18 protein-coding genes are annotated in these 18,120 nt (G+C 55.9%); 5 read left to right on the top strand and 13 right to left on the bottom strand.

What is annotated here, in order from left to right; all coding sequences use genetic code 11:
- Nucleotides 1-203: 203 nt before the first annotated feature.
- The 10 genes from phoB to Q0816_RS04995 all read right to left on the bottom strand — a co-directional run bounded on the left by phoB (nt 204) and on the right by Q0816_RS04995 (nt 9,705).
- Nucleotides 204-893, bottom strand: a complete 690-nt coding sequence (gene phoB / locus Q0816_RS05040) for a phosphate regulon transcriptional regulator PhoB (protein ID WP_298848269.1) — start codon at nt 891-893, stop codon at nt 204-206.
- 12 nt (nt 894-905) lie between these two features.
- Nucleotides 906-1,607 carry a phosphate signaling complex protein PhoU gene (gene phoU, locus Q0816_RS05035; protein WP_298848267.1) on the bottom strand — a complete coding sequence of 234 codons (702 nt, stop codon included), beginning with the start codon at nt 1,605-1,607 and terminating at the stop codon, nt 906-908.
- A gap of 16 nt (nt 1,608-1,623) precedes the next feature.
- Nucleotides 1,624-2,421, bottom strand: a complete 798-nt coding sequence (pstB, locus tag Q0816_RS05030) for a phosphate ABC transporter ATP-binding protein PstB (protein ID WP_298848265.1) — start codon at nt 2,419-2,421, stop codon at nt 1,624-1,626.
- Nucleotides 2,422-2,433: 12 nt separating this feature from the next.
- Nucleotides 2,434-3,765 carry a phosphate ABC transporter permease PstA gene (gene pstA, locus Q0816_RS05025; protein ID WP_298848263.1) on the bottom strand — a complete coding sequence of 444 codons (1,332 nt, stop codon included), beginning with the start codon at nt 3,763-3,765 and terminating at the stop codon, nt 2,434-2,436.
- Complete coding sequence (gene pstC, locus Q0816_RS05020; protein ID WP_298848261.1) at nt 3,762-5,234, bottom strand: phosphate ABC transporter permease subunit PstC; 1,473 nt, start codon at nt 5,232-5,234, stop codon at nt 3,762-3,764. The genes pstA and pstC overlap by 4 nt, the downstream gene beginning before the upstream one ends.
- 92 nt (nt 5,235-5,326) lie before the next feature.
- Nucleotides 5,327-6,367, bottom strand: coding sequence for a substrate-binding domain-containing protein (locus Q0816_RS05015; protein ID WP_298848259.1), 1,041 nt, complete (start codon nt 6,365-6,367; stop codon nt 5,327-5,329).
- A 193-nt stretch (nt 6,368-6,560) separates the two neighbouring features.
- Nucleotides 6,561-7,607, bottom strand: a complete 1,047-nt coding sequence (locus tag Q0816_RS05010) for an ATP-binding protein (RefSeq protein ID WP_298848257.1) — start codon at nt 7,605-7,607, stop codon at nt 6,561-6,563.
- Nucleotides 7,608-7,634: 27 nt separating this feature from the next.
- Nucleotides 7,635-8,159, bottom strand: coding sequence for a gamma carbonic anhydrase family protein (locus tag Q0816_RS05005; RefSeq protein ID WP_298848255.1), 525 nt, complete (start codon nt 8,157-8,159; stop codon nt 7,635-7,637).
- Entirely contained in the window at nt 8,156-8,797 is a 642-nt protein-coding gene (gene gmk / locus Q0816_RS05000; protein WP_298848253.1) for a guanylate kinase, read from the bottom strand. The genes Q0816_RS05005 and gmk overlap by 4 nt, the downstream gene beginning before the upstream one ends.
- A 17-nt stretch (nt 8,798-8,814) precedes the next feature.
- Nucleotides 8,815-9,705, bottom strand: coding sequence for a YicC/YloC family endoribonuclease (locus Q0816_RS04995; RefSeq protein WP_298848864.1), 891 nt, complete (start codon nt 9,703-9,705; stop codon nt 8,815-8,817).
- Between the two features lie 243 nt (nt 9,706-9,948).
- On the opposite strand from Q0816_RS04995, the gene Q0816_RS04990 reads away from it, so the two are divergent.
- Entirely contained in the window at nt 9,949-10,623 is a 675-nt protein-coding gene (locus tag Q0816_RS04990) for a PAS domain-containing protein (RefSeq protein WP_298848251.1), read from the top strand.
- 71 nt (nt 10,624-10,694) lie between these two features.
- Here the strand turns inward: Q0816_RS04990 and Q0816_RS04985 are convergent, their stop codons facing one another.
- A complete protein-coding gene (locus Q0816_RS04985; RefSeq protein WP_298848249.1) occupies nt 10,695-12,065 on the bottom strand; it encodes a class II 3-deoxy-7-phosphoheptulonate synthase in 1,371 nt (456 codons plus the stop codon).
- A gap of 169 nt (nt 12,066-12,234) precedes the next feature.
- On the opposite strand from Q0816_RS04985, the gene Q0816_RS04980 reads away from it, so the two are divergent.
- Nucleotides 12,235-13,239, top strand: coding sequence for a GlxA family transcriptional regulator (locus Q0816_RS04980; protein ID WP_298848247.1), 1,005 nt, complete (start codon nt 12,235-12,237; stop codon nt 13,237-13,239).
- A 9-nt stretch (nt 13,240-13,248) separates the two neighbouring features.
- On the opposite strand, the gene Q0816_RS04975 is transcribed toward Q0816_RS04980, so the two are convergent.
- Entirely contained in the window at nt 13,249-13,743 is a 495-nt protein-coding gene (locus tag Q0816_RS04975) for a GNAT family N-acetyltransferase (RefSeq protein ID WP_298848245.1), read from the bottom strand.
- 133 nt (nt 13,744-13,876) lie between these two features.
- Nucleotides 13,877-14,974, bottom strand: coding sequence for a PQQ-dependent sugar dehydrogenase (locus tag Q0816_RS04970; protein WP_298848243.1), 1,098 nt, complete (start codon nt 14,972-14,974; stop codon nt 13,877-13,879).
- 154 nt (nt 14,975-15,128) lie between these two features.
- Between Q0816_RS04970 and Q0816_RS04965 the strand changes: the two genes are divergently transcribed.
- The 3 genes from Q0816_RS04965 to Q0816_RS04955 all read left to right on the top strand — a co-directional run bounded on the left by Q0816_RS04965 (nt 15,129) and on the right by Q0816_RS04955 (nt 18,053).
- On the top strand, nt 15,129-16,310 hold the full coding sequence (locus Q0816_RS04965; RefSeq protein WP_298848241.1) for an ABC transporter substrate-binding protein: 1,182 nt from the start codon (nt 15,129-15,131) through the stop codon (nt 16,308-16,310).
- 127 nt (nt 16,311-16,437) lie between these two features.
- On the top strand, nt 16,438-17,226 hold the full coding sequence (locus tag Q0816_RS04960) for an ABC transporter ATP-binding protein (protein WP_298848862.1): 789 nt from the start codon (nt 16,438-16,440) through the stop codon (nt 17,224-17,226).
- On the top strand, nt 17,223-18,053 hold the full coding sequence (locus Q0816_RS04955; RefSeq protein ID WP_298848240.1) for an ABC transporter ATP-binding protein: 831 nt from the start codon (nt 17,223-17,225) through the stop codon (nt 18,051-18,053). The genes Q0816_RS04960 and Q0816_RS04955 overlap by 4 nt, the downstream gene beginning before the upstream one ends.
- The last annotated feature ends 67 nt before the right edge of the window (nt 18,054-18,120 follow it).

The following is an 18,120-nucleotide window of genomic DNA, read 5'->3' as shown; positions in this document are numbered from 1 at the left end:
CAGTGTTTACTTTGGTGCTAATTCACAAGGATCAATTTTTTACCATAATACCGATTATACGATTTACCAATGTAGCCGGGTGGATTCACCAACGAAATGCAAATTCTGTATCAAAACAGATATGTGCCACGCTTACTGTGTGTGAAATCACTATTCGAAATATATCAGATCAGGACATTCATCATGTCCTGATCTGTTTTCGGTCACCCTAAAGCATATCCAGCGCCACGAACAGTACGAACAGGATCGTTCCCGCCATGCTGAGTCAACGCCTTGCGCAGACGTCCGATATGTACATCGACGGTTCGGGTGTCGACGTAAATGTCACGTCCCCAAACTCGATCAAGCAGTTGTTCGCGGCTCCAGACCCTACCCGGCTTTTCCATGAACGTGCTGAGAAGTCGGAATTCGGTCGGCCCAAGCTTCAGTTGCTTGCTGTTCCGGCTGACCTTGTGGGTCTCGGAATCAAGGACGATATCATCGAATTCCAGACGCAATCCAACAGTCGTCGGACGCACACGGCGCAATTGTGTGCGGACACGCGCCATCAACTCGACCACTGAATACGGTTTGATCACGTAATCGTCCGCGCCGGTCTCAAGTCCGCGGACCTTGTCCACTTCTTCGGATCTCGCCGACAGCATGATAATCGGAATCGAACGTGTATCCGGGCGACTTTTCAGGCGGCGGCAGACTTCGATGCCACTGAGATTGGGCATCATCCAGTCCAGAACAATAATGTCTGGACAGTCTTCATCTACAAGTAACATGGCCTCTTCACCGTTGGCTGCCTTTGAAACCCGAAATCCTTCAGCTTCAAGGTTATAGACCAGCACTTCGCGCTGCGCCAACTCATCCTCGACAACCAGAACGGTAGGTTGATCTGCGGACATCTCGGTTGTCTCCTACACGGTTTGCGACGTATTGTCGGCCTTGGGTCGAGCTTCGGTTGGGCGTTCACCCGTAACCAAATACACGACCTGTTCGGCGATCGAGGTTACATGGTCGCCCATACGCTCGATGTTCTTGGCAATGAAATGCAGATGCATACAAGATGAAATTCTGCGCGGGTCTTCAGCCATGAAGGTCAGCAATTCGCGAAACAGACCGTTATACATCTGATCGACCTCTTCGTCCCGATTGATGACATCCGTGGCCAGTTCGGCATCGCGCTGAATATAAGCGTCCAGTGCGTCGCGCAGCATCCGCTCGACCTCGCGCGCCATCCGACGAAGGGCTGCAGCGCTGCCGTTGATCTCGCCGGTGTCAACAAGAACGGTGGTTCGTTTGGCGATGTTTTTCGCATAGTCGCCGATCCGTTCAAGATTTCCAGCCACTTTCAGAACCGACAGCACCAGGCGCAGATCGCTTGCCGTGGGTGCGCGCAACGCAATCAGGCGTGCGGTCTCCTCGTCGATCAGGTCTTCCAACGCGTCGATCGCCTTGTCGCTCTTGCGCACCTCTTGAGCCAGTTCTTCGTCGCGGGTTTCAAGTGCGCGTGCCGCGCTCATGATGGCGGCCTCGACCAGGCCGCCCATTTTCATGATATGCGCCTGGATCGCTTCGAGATCGCGATCGAAAACGGATGCAATATGTTGTTCGCTCATTGTCAGATACCTGTGCTCAGCCGATACGGCCAGTAATGTAGCTTTCCGTGCGCGGATCGACCGGATTGGTAAAGATCTGCCCGGTTTCGCCGAATTCAACCAGATTTCCCAGGTGGAAGAAGGCCGTTTTCTGACTCACACGCGCCGCCTGCTGCATCGAGTGGGTGACGATCACCACCGAATACCGCGAGCGCAACTCGTCGATCAGTTCTTCGACCTGTGCGGTCGCAATAGGATCAAGGGCTGAACATGGCTCGTCCATCAGCAGAACTTCAGGTTCGGTGGCAACGGCGCGCGCGATGCACAAGCGCTGCTGCTGGCCGCCGGACAGACCGGTACCAGGCGCATCCAGACGATCTTTGACCTCATCCCAAATTGCACCGCGGCGCAGGGATTTTTCCACGATTTCATCCAGTTCCGACTTGTTTCTGGCCAAGCCGTGGATACGCGGGCCATAGGCCACATTGTCATAGATCGACTTGGGAAACGGGTTCGGCTTCTGGAAGACCATGCCAACCTTGGCCCGCAGCTGCACAGGGTCGACGCGCTTGTCATAGATGTCTTCGCCATCCAGCAGGATATCACCTTCTACGCGGCAGATATCTATGGTGTCGTTCATTCGGTTCAGGCAGCGCAGGAATGTTGATTTGCCACAGCCCGACGGGCCGATGAATGCCGTGACGGTTTTGTCTTCGATCTCAACATCCACGTCCTTGATGGCATGGGTGGCGCCGTAATAAACCTGAACTTTCTTGGCGTTGATCTTGATGTCTTTGGAGTCCACGGCTCTCTCCACTCGTGTCATGTCGTTCATTGTTGCCCCCAATTACCAGCGGCGTTCAAAGCGGCGGCGCAAGATGATTGCGATGATGTTCATGGTCAGCAGGAACATCAAAAGTATGATGATCCCACCCCACGCTTTTTCGTAGAAACCCACGTCGGCGCGTGCGGCCCAGGTGTAGATCTGGGCAGGCATGGCCGAGTTCGGCTCGGTAAACCCGGCAAGGAAGCCGTCGGGATAGCCGCGAGCGACAAATCCCACCATGCCGATCAGGAGCAGCGGTGCGGTTTCACCCAGGGCTTGTGCCAGACCGATGATGGTGCCGGTCAGGATACCCGGTGCAGCCAGTGGCAGAACGTGATGGAACACGGCTTGCATTTTCGACGCCCCTACCCCAAGTGCCGCATCGCGGATCGACGGAGGAACTGCCTTCAATGAGGCCCGGGTCGAGATGATGATTGTCGGTAGTGTCATCAGGGTCAGAACCAGACCGCCGACCAACGGTGCCGATTGCGGCAGATGCATGAATTGGATGAACACCGCCAGCCCCAGTATACCAAAGACGATGGACGGAACCGCAGCCAGGTTCGAGATGTTTACCTCGATCAGGTCAGTGAACTTGTTCTGCGGTGCAAACTCCTCAAGGTAGATCGAGGCAGCCACACCAATCGGCAGCGACAGGCCCAGCACCACCACCATCATGAAGAACGACCCAACGACCGAGGCACCGATGCCGGCACCGCCCGGGTTGTCCACGCCCGAGTCAGCGCCGATGATGAACGGCCAGTTGAACGCTTGTTTGATAATACCAGCCTCTTCCAGCGCATCGACCAGATCCAGATCGCTTTTTTGCAGAAATCTGCTGTCTTGAATGGTGTCACGGGACACGCGCCCTTTGAAATACCCGTCCACCCGGCTGGAAGCGGTCAGATCGAACTTGATGGGCTCATTCAGTTTGCCAGGGTTTTCGGCATAGAAACTCCGGATCGTTCCACCAACCTTACCAAGAAGGCGTTCGATGGCAGCTTCGTCAAAGTCGACGCTGATCCCGCGCTCAGACAATTCCTTGCTCAATTGGGTGACGAACAGATTTGAATAGGCCTTTGTCTTGAACAAGGTCCCTTCGGCCTCGTCCCGCTGCGGTTCGGTCAGCGTGAAATCCACGCTGACGACCGTGCGTTGGAAGGCCGGGAGACCCTGCGACAGGATCGAGGTGAACAGAACGACCAGAAAGAACAGGCCGGTTCCAATTGCGGCGAGCCCGTAAGAGCGAAAGCGTTTTTCGGCTCTTGCTCGTTTCTGTGTGCGCTCATCAGTAGCCGTGAGTGAGATAGTATGGCGACCAGTTTCGGGGCTTTGCATGCTGGCGTCGGTCATTCGTACTGCTCCCGGTACTTGCGCACGATATAAAGGGCAAAAACGTTGAGCCCCAATGTGAGGATGAAAAGCGTCATGCCAAGTGCGAAGGCGACCAGGGCCTCGGGCGAGGCAAAGTCGGCGTCTCCAGTCAACTGACTGACGATCTTGGCTGTCACGGTTGTCATGGCTTCAAACGGGTTCAGGCTAAGGCGGGCTGCGGCCCCTGCCCCAAGAACCACGATCATGGTCTCACCAATGGCGCGTGATGCGGCCAGAAGGATCGCACCCACGATGCCGGGCAATGCGGCGGGCAGAACAACCTGACGGATGGTTTCTGATTGCGTGGCGCCAAGGCCATAGGACCCATCGCGCATGGCCTGCGGGACCGCGTTGATAATGTCATCGGACAGAGAAGACACAAACGGGATCAACATGATCCCCATCACCAACCCCGCGGTCATCACGGCGGTACCCGCTTTCATCCAACCCAGGCCACTGTCACCGAAAATGTCCAACAGCAGTGGGCCAACGGTCAACAGCGCGAAGAGACCGTAAACAATGGTTGGAATCCCGGCCAATACCTCAAGCAACGGTTTGGCTACAGATCGCAGGCGGGGCGAGGCGTATTCGCTGAGGTAGATCGCGGCAAACAATCCGATCGGCACGGCGACCAACAGCGCCACAATCGAAATGTAAAGCGTACCCCATAGCAACGGAAGGATGCCGAGTTCGGACGAACCGCCGCGACCCGAGAAGCTGGGCGCCCAGGTCATGCCAAAGAAGAAGTCAGACGCTGGGTATAGCTTGAAGAATTCCCAGGTGTTGAAAACCAGCGACAGGACAATGCCCACTGTTGTCAGAATGGCAATCGAAGCGGCAGCCAGTAGAAGTACACGAACACCCTGTTCGACAACGTTGCGCGCGCGATACTCGGCATTGGTTTGCAACCAGCCAATTACAGCGCCGATCACAGCGACCGCGAGAACGGCAACGGACATGATCGCATAGCCGGTCGCGCTCATGGCCCGATAGCTTTGAGCCGCGCGCAGAACAGGCTGAGTGATCTCCGACGTCACCACCTGCCCTGCATCCTTCAGGCGTTGGGTCACATCGATGACGTCTACTTGTGCATCACTGGCGGCACTCTCGGTCAGATTTCCCTGAGCGACCGCGTTGTCCAGACCGAAGGCTGTGCGACGCACCTCGGCCATAACCAGACTGCGGGAGGAGCCTTCCTTGATAGCCGATTCCGGGATCATGCCCGAGACTTGCGAGTTAACAAAGAACGGCTGCACCAACAGCCAGGCAATCAAGAGACCAAAGGCAGGAACAAGTATCTTCAGCGTAACGTTTGCACCATAAAATGATGGCAGCGAATGCAGGTTCCGACTGTCACCACCGGCGCTTTGCAAGGCGCGTGCGCGTCCAAGTACATAGCCGACTGCTGCGACCGCCGAAACGATCAGAATGAGCCATAGTATCGGCATGAAACCCCCGTTACTCTCGATTGCGGATAGAGAAAGAGACAATGAAGGGGCGACTGATCCGTCGCCCCAGTAGCATTACATCAGCGTCAGGTTTAGCTGCCCGAACCCATGGTTACTTCGTTTGCGATGGCGTCCTGAGTTTTTGTCAGTTCGGGATCTGCAACAAGGCCATAGTTGGCCAGCGGTCCCGAAGCGCCTGCGATTTCGTCATGGGTGAAGAATTGAGCGTATTCCTTCAGGCCGGGGATCACGCCGATATGCGCTTTTTTCACGTAGAAGAACAGCGGGCGTGAAACCGGGTATTCGCCGGTCGAGATGGTTTCGGTCGTCGGCGCGACACCTGACATGGTGCCTACTTTCAGCTTGTCGGTATTGTTCTCATAGAACGCCAGACCGAAAATGCCGATGCCGTTCGGGTTGGTGTCGATACGCGCCAGGGTCTCGGTATAGTCACCGTCGATGTCGACCGACTTGCCATCGGTACGAACGGCCAGACACGCATCTTCCGCATCGTCTTCGCTCATGCCGCCAGAAATCATGGCTTCCATGGCGCCGGTTTCTTCACAACCGATCAGCAGGACTTTTTCTTCGAACACTTCACGGGTGCCGTGCTTGGTGCCCGGGATGAAGCCAGCGATTTCAACATCAGGCAGTTCCGCATTGAACTCGGCCCAGGTGTTGTAAGAATTATCAACAACTTCGCCGTCCTTCAGAACCTTCGCGCCCAGAGCATTGAAGATGTCGGACGGTTCAAAAGCATTGAAAGCAGGGCCGGACTGCTGGCTTGCGAATACGATACCATCATAACCGATGCGGACTTCCATGATGTCGGTCACGCCGTTTTCTGCACAGGCCTTGATCTCTTTTTCGCGGATCGCGCGCGACGCGTTTGCTACGTCGATGGTGTTTTCGCCAACGCCTTCGCAGAAACGTTTCAGACCAGCCGACGAACCACCGGATTCAACAACCGGGGTCGGGAAATCTGTGTTTTCACCGAACAGTTCCGCAACGATCGAGGCATAAGGCAGAACGGTCGACGAACCGGCAACCTGAACGTTGTCACGAGCTGCAGCAGTGGTCGCCGAGACGGCAGCGATAGCCAGCGCAGATGCCGACAGTTTTACAAAGGACATTTCAGTCTCCCTGAAAAGATATGCTTGATCACCCCCATGATGATCCCGAAGGCACCCTTAGGGGTCGTGCGTAAGCCTTTTGTGACAAGCGTGTAACGCTTTTATGACAATGCGGGATTTGTCACGTTTTTTTGTCAAAAACTCTTGTGAGTGAGACGGATGAAATTCGAAAGACTGGTGCCGATCTAACCGCCTATCGCGGCAAAATCACAGTAAATACAGCGCCTTTGCCTAACTCGCTTTCAACGCGCAACCGACCGCGATGGCGATTGACGATGTGCTTTACGATCGCAAGGCCCAAGCCTGTTCCACCCAGCTGTCGCGATCTGTGACTGTCGGCACGATAGAATCGCTCGGTCAGGCGCGGCAAGTGGACCGTATCAATTCCAGGCCCTTTATCGATGATTTGAACCCTGACGGCCGGACCACGCATTGCGGTGTCACGATCCGAGGACACGACGTTTACAGCGACAGTGCCGCCGCTGGCACCGTATTTGATCCCGTTTTCCACCAGATTGGTAAATACCTGCCGCAGCTGGTCGCTATCTCCGGTCACGCACAGCGATTCAGCCGGGATATCCAACGACAGAACGACACCTGCGTCTTCCGCAATGGGGCGCAGAGAGTTCAGAATGGACTGCAGCAATCCCCCAAGCTCCAATTGTTCCTTCGGGCGAATCCTCTCTTGGCTTTCAACGCGGTTCAAGGACAAAAGATCCCCGACCAACCGGTTCATCCGGTTGGCTTCCTCGAACATAATCTCAAGGAACCGGTCGCGCGCGGCTTCATCATCTCGCGCCGGACCACGCAGGGTTTCGATAAACCCCATCACCGCAGTTAGCGGCGTTCGCAATTCATGGCTGACATTGGCGACAAAATCCCGCCGCATCTGGTTGGCGTCTTCCAGATGGGTGATATCCTCAAACGTGGCCAATACCACCCCACCCGACACGGCGCCCATTTCGTTCACATACCTGCAGTGAACTTCGAACGTTGTGTCCTGCGCGCCGTCATTGGAAAGGTGCCGGGTTTTCTTGGCATCTTTGGTCAAAAGGCTTTGCTCGATTGCCTCCAGAACCTGCGGCTGTCGCAGGATCGTCGCGAAATGACGCCCTACGACATTCTGTCCAAGCAAGGTGTTCGCATCAGTATTGGCAGCAACAATCCGTTCGGTCTGATCCACCATCAGAGCCGGCATCGGTATTGCGGAAACGAGTTCACCAAGTAGATCAGCAGACATGTTCAAAACCCAATCGACCCTGACGTCCTACGAAACGGGTTTTAAGGTTTCACGAAACAGACGCATGTTTTCCTGATAATGCATCGCACTCCATGTGATCCGTTGTGCTGCCGCGTCATCCAGTTGGCGCACGACTTTACCTGGAGACCCCATGACAAGCGAATTGTCAGGGATTTCCTTGCCTTCGGTGATCAGGGCCCCTGCCCCGATCAGGCAATTGCGTCCGATTTTGGCGCCGTTCAGAACAATTGCGCCCATCCCAATCAACGAGTTTTCGCCAATGGTACAGCCATGCAACATCACCTTGTGCCCGATGGTACAGTTCCGACCAATCGTCAAAGGATAACCGGCATCGATATGCATCACGCAGTTTTCCTGAACGTTACTTCCTTCACCAACACGGATTTCTTCGTGATCGGCACGAATCGTGCAACCGAACCAGACGGAAGAGCCCTGCTGCAGAACCACCTTGCCGATCAGATTGGCGTCGGGTGCGACCCATGTGTCTTCGTGAATTTGCGGCACGTGTTTGCCCAAAGCGAAAATGGTCATGATAGGCCCTCGAATTCATTCTGCAGCTTGCGTACGTGCTGTTGCAGCGTGGGCTGCTGAATACGGCGCATCCGTTCCGCACTGACGATGGTCTTCAGCTTCTCTTCGGTCGATTCCAGGTCATCGTTGATCAGGACATAGTCGTAATAGCCCCAGTGACTGATCTCATCCCAGCTTTTCAGCATCCGTCTTCCGATAACGTCATCACTGTCCTGTCCGCGGGTTTCCAGGCGGCGGCGCAGCTCTGGGATTGACGGCGGCAGAATGAAGATCGATAACGCGTGTTTGCCCAGATCCGAATTACGGATCTGCACTTCGCCCTGCCAATCGACGTCGAAAAGCACATCCTTGCCGGTGTTTATCGAATTTCTAACCGGGTCCGCTGGCGAGCCGTAGAAATTACCGAACACGTGGGCATGTTCCAGCATCTGGCCATCCGCGACTTGTTGTTTGAACGCGTCTTCGGACAAAAAGAAATAATCGCGCCCGTGCTCTTCCCCCGGACGCGGGGCGCGCGTCGTCGCCGAGATCGAGAATTCCAGATCCGAATCCCAGGCCATCAGCCGCTTGGCCAGTGTGGATTTGCCTGCTCCGGACGGAGAAGACAGAATGATTAATAGGCCTCGGCGATCTACCATTTCAGTCGTTCCCATGATTATTCTACGTTTTGCACTTGCTCGCGCATCTGATCGATCACCGCTTTGAGCGCGAGCCCAATGGAAGTCAGATCCGAGCTTTGCGCCTTGGAACACAGCGTATTGGCTTCGCGGTTGAACTCCTGCATCAGAAAGTCCAGCTTGCGCCCCACCGCCCCGTCCTGCCCCAGCAATTCTCGTGCTGCATCAACATGGGCGCTCAGACGGTCGATTTCTTCCGTGATGTCAGCCTTGACTGCGATCACTGCAAGTTCCTGCGCGACACGATCAGGGTCCGCACCCTGTGCGTTCTCCAGCACCCGCGCCAGATTCTCGCGCAAAGCCTGGGCCATTTTGTCCTTGCGTTGTTCAGCAATTTCCGCCGCCTGAGCCGTCAGTTCCGCAATCTGATCCAATTGCGTGTTCAAAACGATTGCCAACGCTTCACCTTCAGTCCGACGCATATCAACAAATGCCGCCAGCAAGCCGCTGAATTCGGATGTCAGATGCGCAACCAACGGAGCAGGATCGTCAGCGTCGGCACCTGCATCCATCATGCCCTTTAGGGCAAGAAGATCCGAAGCCCGCGACGGCGCCAACGTGATACCGCGCGCAGCGGCAAGCTCTTGTGTTTGCTCAAGAGCAGCCAGCGCGGCAGCCATTGCGGCTTCGTTCAAGGCCAGTTCAGGTGCCGCGTCTTCGCGGTTCAGTCGCATGGACAAGGTGACATTTCCACGACTCAGAGACTTGGACAATGTGGCCCGCAGCGCAGCTTCGAGGCCCGTAAGCCAGTCGGGCACGCGCAGACGCATGTCCAGACCCTTGCCGTTTACGCTGCGCAGTTCCCACGTCCAGCTGTGCGGGCCGTGGGTTCCTTTACCCGAAGCAAACCCGGTCATGGATCTTATCATCACTGCCCTTTCCTAAGTACCACCGTGTCGAACGTTTGCCGCACCTAATGCCATTGGCAGGTGCAGGGCAAGAGTTTGCTGATACTGCAATTGTTTGGCGCAAGTTAACCATTCGTTAAAGAATTACTCCAAAATTGAATCAACCCGAGTCAAACTGCCCGTGGCAATAGCTTGCAGGCCGCCGATGCTCTCGTTGCATTGCATTTTATGAAATAGCGGTCATTTGGCGTTAGGGTGATGAAAATGAAAACCTTTTTCGGGATTGGTTCCGGGTCAGAATTTGGAAAGATCGTCGCAATGGATCGCTTTGACAGTGGGCGCAGCCTTTCGCCGATCCGCCAGGCCGAAGCGTACTGGACCGCATTGTTGAGCGGTGACAGTGTTCCGATGCGGTCCCAAATCGACCCGCGCGGTCTTGATAACGTTCTTGAGTTCACGTTCATTCTGGAACGGATCGCACCCGGACTGGCCAGGTTTCGTCTAGCAGGCAGTCACATGAACACGCTTGCAGGGATGGAAGTCCGGGGAATGCCGCTGACTGCATTCTTTCAGCCCGACGACCGATCACAGCTACAAGACGTGCTCGAGCAGGTATTCGCAGCGCCCGCTGTCGTGGAACTGGGGCTGGTCTCTGGTGGAGCGCTGGGCCGAACCCGGATGCAGGCACGCATGATCCTATTGCCGCTGAAAAGCGATCTGGGGGACGTCAGTCGGGTACTAGGTGTCATGATTGCCGATGGCGCAATTGGAAAAACGCCACGCCGGTTCTCAATTTCGGACACGCGGATCAAACCGGTCTCGGAAATTCAAGTCCCGGCACCTGCTACACCACACCCCGTCGAAGGCTTCGCCGAAGAACAGACTGGTTTCAAACCCGCGGTCAGACACTTGCGTCTGGTCGTGTCACGCGACGACTAAAAAGAACCAGTGCTTAGAATGTAAGAACAGCGGACCTGATGGCCCGCTGTTCTTACATTTTTTATACGCGCTTAGCTTGCAGCGCGTTTTTTGCCATTGCGGCGCAGGTTGGTCAGTTCTTCGGCAACCAGGAAGGCCAGCTCCAGCGACTGTGATGCGTTCAGTCGCGGGTCACAGGCCGTATGGTAGCGGTCTGACAGGTCTTCTTCGGTCACAGCCCGAACGCCACCGGTGCATTCAGTGACATCCAGCCCGGTCATTTCGAAGTGAACACCGCCAGGGATCGTGCCCTCGGCCTGATGCACACCAAAGAAGTCGCGCACTTCGCGCAGGACCGAGTCGAACGGGCGGGTTTTGTACCCTGTAGCCGACTTGATCGTGTTACCGTGCATCGGGTCGCAGACCCATGTCACCTTGGCACCCTCTTCTTTGACGGTCTTGACCAGACGCGGCAGATGTTCACCAGCCTTGCCCGCGCCGAAGCGGGCGATCAGGGTCAAACGGCCTTCTTCGTTGTTGGGGTTCAGTTTGGACATCAGAACCTTGAGGTCTTCTGCAGTCGTTGTCGGGCCGCATTTCAGACCGATCGGATTCTGAACGCCGCGACAGAACTCGACATGTGCGCCATCAGGCTGGCGCGTACGGTCGCCGATCCAGATCATGTGACCAGAGCCTGCCAGCCAGTTGCCCGAGGTCGAATCCAGACGGGTCAGCGCCTCTTCGTATTCCAGCAACAACCCTTCGTGGCTGGTGTAGAATTCAACGGTCGAAAACTCGTGCGTGGTATCTGCAGTGATTCCAGCTGCTCCCATGAAATCGATGGAATCCTGAATGCGGTCGGCAATCTCGGAATACTTCTGCACATCCTGTTCATCGGCAAATCCCAATGTCCAGGCGTGCACCCGGCTCATGTCCGCGAATCCACCGGTCGAGAAAGCGCGAAGCAGGTTCAAAGTCGCCGCCGCCTGCGTGTAGGCCTGCAGCATCTTGTTGGGATTCGGTGTCCGTGCTTCGGGCGTGAAGGCCAGCTCGTTGATGATGTCACCACGGTAGCTGGGCAGCTCCACACCATCCACCACCTCGGTCGGGGCACTGCGAGGCTTTGCAAACTGTCCGGCCATTCGGCCAACTTTGACCACCGGCACCTTGGCGCCATAGGTCAGTACCATTGCCATCTGCAGCATCACCTTAAAGGTGTCACGAATTGCATCTGCACTGAATTGTTCAAAGCTTTCAGCGCAATCCCCGCCTTGCAAAAGAAAGGCTTCGCCACGACCGGCAGCACCCAATTGTTGTTTGAGACGCCGCGCCTCACCGGCAAAGACCAGCGGGGGATACTGTGAAAGCTGAGCCTCGACCTTGGCCAGAGCGGCCGCGTCGGTATACTCTGGCATCTGAACCCGGGGCTTGTTGCGCCAGTTCGATTTTTGCCACTCGGTCATAGCTTTGATCTCCGCTGAAGTTTTCAGGTGGCCTCTATACAAAATGCAAGGAAGAGTGACCATATCCCATTTGCGCCTCTTGACTGCGCAAACAAGCTTTGATCATGGTGGCTGTCAAATAAGCTGTTGGATGAGCTATGATCCGGCAGCGAAGTAAGGACATCTCGCCATGCAAGAGCAACGCCAAGTTGTCACGGTGGAAGACACTGAGGCTCCACCCCGGAATTTCGTTTTTGTCCTATTGGACAAATTCTCGCTGCTGTCGTTTGCTTCGGGGCTTGACAGTCTGCGCATTGCCAACCGCATGGCAAACAAACAGCTCTATACCTGGAGGCTGCTGGGCGAAGGCGGGGAATCGGTGACCTGCTCTGCCGGGACCGAGTTCAAACTGGACAGTGATCTGGAAGAGCTACAGCGCGACGACGTTATTCTGGTCTGCGGTGGTGTGGATGTTCAGGCGGCCACCTCCAAACGCGTCCTGAACTGGCTGCGGCGCGAAGCGAGACGTGGCTTGCGGATCGGTGGTCTGTGCACCGCAGCCTATACTTTGGCCAAGGCCGGGTTGCTGGACAACAAAAAAGCCACGATTCACTGGGAAAACTCGGACAGCTTCATCGAGGAGTTTGATGAGGTTGAGCTAACCAAAGCCGTTTTTCAGATCGATGGCAGCCGTATGACGACTGCGGGCGGCACCTCTTCGATCGACCTGATGCTCAAGCTGATTGCAGATGATTATGGCGAGGACCTGGCCAATGCGGTGGCGGATCAGATGATCTATTCCTCGATCCGCACCGATCAGGATACACAGCGCCTGTCGACGCCGACCCGGATCGGCGTACGGCATCCGAAACTGAGTCAGGTCATCCTGATGATGGAAAAGAACATCGAAGAGCCGATCTCGCCATCGATTTTGGCCACGGATGTGGGTATGTCGACCCGCCAACTAGAGCGCTTGTTCCGCCGATACCTCAGCCGTTCGCCCAAGCGCTATTACATGGAACTGCGCCTGCACAAGGCCCGAAACCTGCTGATGCAGACGGACATGAGCGTGATCAACGTGGCCCTTGCCTGTGGTTTCGCCTCGCCTAGCCATTTCTCAAAATGTTACCGCGCACATTACAACACCACACCCTATCGCGAACGTGGCGCGCAAAGCGGACGGTTGTCGGTTTAAGGTCCGAACTCAAAGGTCTTTCTGAAAATAGTGCAAGTAAGGCCGCAGCATGGGCTGCTCCAAGTAAGTCGTTGTCTTGATTGGGGTGTCCAATTCCACAAAGCCAAGCTTTGGGTATAAAGATCGCATTTCAACATTTGGTGTGAGAGTATCCGCGATAAGCCGTTTCAGCCCCATGTCTCGGGCGGCCTGTTCCCGTGCCTGGATCAATGCGCGCCCAGTACCGGTGCCCCGCGCTTTTTCGGTTACAAATACACGTTTCAATTCACCGGTTTGTTGATCGAAACGCTTCATCATTCCACATCCCACCATTTCGCCATCGCGCTGTCTTGCGACAATCAGGCATCCGTTCGGAGGCATGTAGCTATCAGTATTCGCCCAGAACTCCGCAAGCGCGCTTTGTGGTGCAGCCGAATCCAGCTCGAACCCCATGTCCTGCATTCTTTGAGCGATAAGCGCGTAATATTGCTCCAAAATCACATTTAGCTCAGATATCGGTGGCATGCTTGTGCATAACTCAATCTTGAAATCACCCATCGATAGACAATACCCAATCCCAATAGCCCGGTGAACAGAGCGGCCGTAAAGATCGACACGTTCTGAAGGGATAGTACAGTCTATTGTCTGCTTGCGCAGGTCAATTTGGGACAGACATCCTGTAAACCGCCCCCTGCCCGACCGAAATAAACCAGATCGAACCGTCAGGTGCTTCCACGATATCGCGAACGCGTTCGGTCTGAGGCGCTTTGATTTGCTCAACCTCGCGCCAGGGTGGACCTTCCAGACGCGCAATATAGTCGAACTTCAAGGATCCTACGAACATGCTTCCTTTCCATTCAGGCCAAAGCTTGCCCGAGTAAACGAGCAGCCCCGAAGGCGCGATCGACGGGTCCCAATAATGAACAGGTTGTTCCATTCCATCCTTGGACGTGCCCTCGCCGATCTTCTTGCCGGAATAATGCGTGCCATAAGAAATAACCGGCCAACCGTAATTCCGACCTGCGCGGGGTTGATTGATCTCGTCCCCGCCGCGCGCGCCATGTTCCGAAATCCACAGCCGGCCACGTGCGTCCAGCCCAGCTCCTTGAGGGTTTCTGTGGCCAAACGACCAGATTTCCGGTCGTATGTTCGACTGTTCGACAAACGGATTGTCTGCCGGGACAGTCCCATCCCGATTGATCCGAATGACCGAGCCCATGTGGTTGGATCGATCCTGCGCATTATCCGGCTGACCGCGGTCGCCAATCGTCACAAACAATGTTCCATCGTTCGCTTCAACCACGCGGCTGCCAAAATGGCGTCCTCCGGACCCGCCCGGAGACGCCTCGAAAATCACCCGCAGGTTGGTGAGGCGCTTGCCGTTTTCGGACAGGCGCGCGACTGCCACGGCGGTACCCGCGCCACCGCTTTGCGGTTTTGAGAAGGTCAGGAAAATCTCGCGGCTTTGATTGAAATCTCGCGGGATAGTGACGTCCAGCAATCCGCCCTGCCCCGATACTGCAACCTTAGGAACGCCCGATACGGCTTTCGCCTTTCCATTATGTACATACAGCAGTTCCCCCTCTCGTTCAGTGACGAGGAAACTGCCGTCTGGCAGGATACCAACTGCCCAAGGTGTATCCAACCTGCCAACCATTTCTGTTAGTTCAACATCCCCGGCAGCGGTCGACAAAGCCTGAGCACAGGCGCTACCGGCACAGAAGGTGAGTAACAGAATCGCAGCCGCTTTCAGCATGTTGGTCCCTTTCCGTGAAAATCACAGGTAAACCCTAACAAAACAGTTAGAATTCCAATCGGTAAAAGCACGTTTGCGTTAGGACTTTTCTTTTCCGAACAGCTTGCCTAGGTTCTTGGTCAGAACGAACACGTTCACAACAGGGAGTAACCATATGAAAAAGCTGCTTACTGCAACTGCAGCAACCGCTTTGCTATCGGGCACCGCCATGGCCGAAGACATTTCGCTGGGCGTTTTGTTCGGCTTTACCGGCCCGATTGAATCGCTGGCACCGGCAATGGGTTCGGGCGCAGAGATGGCGATGAGCGAAGTCACCGAATCCGGGAAATTGCTGGATGGATCCAAAGTAACCGCGTCGCGCGCTGACACCGGCTGCATTGACAACGGTCTGGCCACTTCGAACGGCGAACGTATGATCGCAGACGGAGTTGCCGGTATCATCGGCGGCGATTGCTCGGGCGTTACCGGTGCGATCTTGCAGAATGTCGCGATTCCGAATGGCATGGTCATGATCTCACCTTCGGCGACCTCGCCCGGTCTGTCGACCATGGAAGACAACGGCCTGTTTTTCCGCACCGCACCGTCGGATGCGCGGGAAGGTCAAGTGATGGCAGATATCCTGAACGATCGCGGCATCACCTCGATCGCTCTGACCTACACCAATAACGACTACGGCAAGGGTCTGGCGGACGCGATCCAGTCCTCGTTCGAGGCCGCGGGTGGCGAAGTCACCATCGTCGCCGCGCATGAAGATGGCAAAGCCGACTACTCGGCTGAAGTGGGTGCGCTGGCGTCAGCTGGTGGCGACATTCTGGTTGTTGCGGGCTATCTGGACCAGGGTGGTCTGGGCATCATCCAGTCGTCTCTGGACAGCGGAGCGTTTGACACGTTCGGCCTGCCCGGTGGTATGATCGGTGACTCGCTGCCAGCGAATGTCGGCGCCGACCTGAACGGTTCGTTCGGTCAGATCGCCGGTTCGGGTGGTGAAGGTGCAGAAAAGTACTTTGCAATGGCCGAAGCCGCAGGTTTCGACGGCTCGTCGCCCTATTCGCCCGAATCCTATGACGCTGCCGCTCTGTTCATGCTGGCGATGCAAGCGGCCGGCTCGACCAACCCTGCCGACTACGGCGGCAAGATCCTGGATGTCGCGAACGCTCCGGGTGAGAAAATCTATCCTGGTGAGCTGGCCAAAGGTCTGGAATTGCTGGCCAACGGTCAGGACATCGACTACGTCGGCGCGTCCGGTGTCGAGCTGATCGGCCCTGGCGAAAGCGCAGGTTCCTATCGTGAGATCGAAGTGACCGACGGCGAGAACAAGACTGTCAACTTCCGTTGATCAGGCTCTAACGGCTATAAGAATAAGCAGCCCGGGCCTTGTGTCCGGGCTGTTTCAATGAAAAAAGGCCGCACCCCGGAAAACGGGGATGGGAAAAGAACGCCGAAAACGGCGGCTAGGGGAAAAGATGATCGTCGTCGAGGGCGTGCACAAGCATTTCGGCGGGTTTCATGCGGTGGATGGGGCATCGCTGGAAATCCAGAAAGGGTCGATCACCGGCCTTATCGGGCCTAACGGGGCTGGGAAAACCACTCTGTTCAATGTGATCGCGGGTGTTCTGCCGCCGACCAGTGGCAAGGTCTTTATGGACGGTGAGGATATCACCGGCCTGCCCCCGCACGAGTTGTTTCACAAAGGCCTGCTACGCACGTTCCAGATCGCACATGAGTTCTCGTCGATGTCCTGCCGTGAGAACCTGATGATGGTGCCGGGTGTACAATCGGGTGAATCGCTTTGGAACACCTGGTTTGGTCGCAAGCGCATCGCCGATGAGGAACGCGCGCTGAAGGCCAAGGCCGACGAAGTGCTAGAATTCCTGACCATCGAACACCTGGCCGACCACAAGGCTGGTCAGGTCTCCGGCGGGCAGAAAAAGCTGCTGGAACTGGGTCGTACCATGATGGTCGACGCCAAGATCGTGTTTCTGGATGAGGTCGGCGCGGGCGTGAACCGCACCTTACTGATGACCATCGCCGACACGATCCTGCGCCTGAACAAAGAGCGCGGCTATACGTTCGTCGTCATCGAACACGACATGGATTTCATCGGCAAGATCTGCGACCCGGTCATCTGTATGGCCGAAGGCAGGGTTCTGGCCGAGGGCACTCTGGATGAGATTAAAGCAAACGAGCACGTGATCGAGGCTTATCTGGGCACCGGCCTGAAGAACAAAGACAAGCTGGAGGCTGGCGCGTGACCGATAACCCCTATCAGGACGACAAGGGCAACAAAGACGCCTCGATCACTAATCCGCACGGCGCAGGCACAATGACGCCTGCCCATCGCAAAAGCGGTAAAACGAAGGCGGTCGCGGGCGGTCCCTTCCTGATCGGTGACACCATGACCGGAGGTTACGGCAAGGGGCCGGATATCCTCCATGAATGCACAATCGCCGTGGACAAAGGTGAGATTGCTGTCATCGTTGGCCCCAATGGCGCAGGTAAGTCCACTGCAATGAAGGCCGTGTTTGGAATGCTGGACGTCCGCGCGGGATCTGTTCGGTTGGATGGTGAAGATATTACAAATCTTACCCCGCAAGACCGGGTGATCCGCGGCATGGGCTTTGTGCCGCAAACACAGAACATCTTCACCTCGATGACGGTAGAAGAGAACCTTGAAATGGGTGCCTTTATTCGCCGCGACGATATCAGCGAGACGATGGAGCAGGTCTTTGATCTGTTTCCGATCCTGCGCGACAAACGCAACCAACCCGCCGGAGAGCTTTCGGGTGGTCAGCGCCAACAGGTCGCTGTGGGCCGCGCACTGATGACCCAGCCCAAGGTGTTGATGCTGGACGAACCCACCGCCGGTGTTTCGCCCATCGTGATGGATGAGCTGTTCGACCGGATCATCGAGGTCTCACGCACCGGTTTGCCGATCCTGATGGTTGAACAGAACGCCCGTCAAGCACTTGAAATCGCAGACAAAGGTTATGTTCTGGTGCAGGGGCGGAATGCTTATACCGGTACCGGCAAGGAATTGCTGACGGACCCTGAAGTTCGAAAGAGTTTCTTGGGGGGATAAGTGAAAATCACCTTTTTGAAAATAGTCTTCACGCTCGCTCTTTCGCTGAATCTAATGTTGCAGAACC

Origin of the sequence: uncultured Ruegeria sp., assembly GCF_947497005.1 — a bacterium.
Lineage (GTDB): Bacteria > Pseudomonadota > Alphaproteobacteria > Rhodobacterales > Rhodobacteraceae > Ruegeria.
Note: the sequence above shows the minus strand (reverse complement) of the source record. Positions and strands in the feature narration are given on the sequence as shown.

What these genes read in the sequence shown, in the direction of transcription:
- phoB (WP_298848269.1), bottom strand. Translation starts at nt 893, where the DNA reads ATGTCCGCAGATCAACCTACCGTTCTGGTTGTCGAGGATGAGTTGGCG.
- phoU (WP_298848267.1), bottom strand. Translation starts at nt 1,607, where the DNA reads ATGAGCGAACAACATATTGCATCCGTTTTCGATCGCGATCTCGAAGCG.
- pstB (WP_298848265.1), bottom strand. Translation starts at nt 2,421, where the DNA reads ATGAACGACATGACACGAGTGGAGAGAGCCGTGGACTCCAAAGACATC.
- pstA (WP_298848263.1), bottom strand. Translation starts at nt 3,765, where the DNA reads ATGACCGACGCCAGCATGCAAAGCCCCGAAACTGGTCGCCATACTATC.
- pstC (WP_298848261.1), bottom strand. Translation starts at nt 5,234, where the DNA reads ATGCCGATACTATGGCTCATTCTGATCGTTTCGGCGGTCGCAGCAGTC.
- Q0816_RS05015 (WP_298848259.1), bottom strand. Translation starts at nt 6,367, where the DNA reads ATGTCCTTTGTAAAACTGTCGGCATCTGCGCTGGCTATCGCTGCCGTC.
- Q0816_RS05010 (WP_298848257.1), bottom strand. Translation starts at nt 7,607, where the DNA reads ATGTCTGCTGATCTACTTGGTGAACTCGTTTCCGCAATACCGATGCCG.
- Q0816_RS05005 (WP_298848255.1), bottom strand. Translation starts at nt 8,159, where the DNA reads ATGACCATTTTCGCTTTGGGCAAACACGTGCCGCAAATTCACGAAGAC.
- gmk (WP_298848253.1), bottom strand. Translation starts at nt 8,797, where the DNA reads ATGGTAGATCGCCGAGGCCTATTAATCATTCTGTCTTCTCCGTCCGGA.
- Q0816_RS04995 (WP_298848864.1), bottom strand. Translation starts at nt 9,705, where the DNA reads ATGATAAGATCCATGACCGGGTTTGCTTCGGGTAAAGGAACCCACGGC.
- Q0816_RS04990 (WP_298848251.1), top strand. Translation starts at nt 9,949, where the DNA reads ATGAAAACCTTTTTCGGGATTGGTTCCGGGTCAGAATTTGGAAAGATC.
- Q0816_RS04985 (WP_298848249.1), bottom strand. Translation starts at nt 12,065, where the DNA reads ATGACCGAGTGGCAAAAATCGAACTGGCGCAACAAGCCCCGGGTTCAG.
- Q0816_RS04980 (WP_298848247.1), top strand. Translation starts at nt 12,235, where the DNA reads ATGCAAGAGCAACGCCAAGTTGTCACGGTGGAAGACACTGAGGCTCCA.
- Q0816_RS04975 (WP_298848245.1), bottom strand. Translation starts at nt 13,743, where the DNA reads ATGCCACCGATATCTGAGCTAAATGTGATTTTGGAGCAATATTACGCG.
- Q0816_RS04970 (WP_298848243.1), bottom strand. Translation starts at nt 14,974, where the DNA reads ATGCTGAAAGCGGCTGCGATTCTGTTACTCACCTTCTGTGCCGGTAGC.
- Q0816_RS04965 (WP_298848241.1), top strand. Translation starts at nt 15,129, where the DNA reads ATGAAAAAGCTGCTTACTGCAACTGCAGCAACCGCTTTGCTATCGGGC.
- Q0816_RS04960 (WP_298848862.1), top strand. Translation starts at nt 16,438, where the DNA reads ATGATCGTCGTCGAGGGCGTGCACAAGCATTTCGGCGGGTTTCATGCG.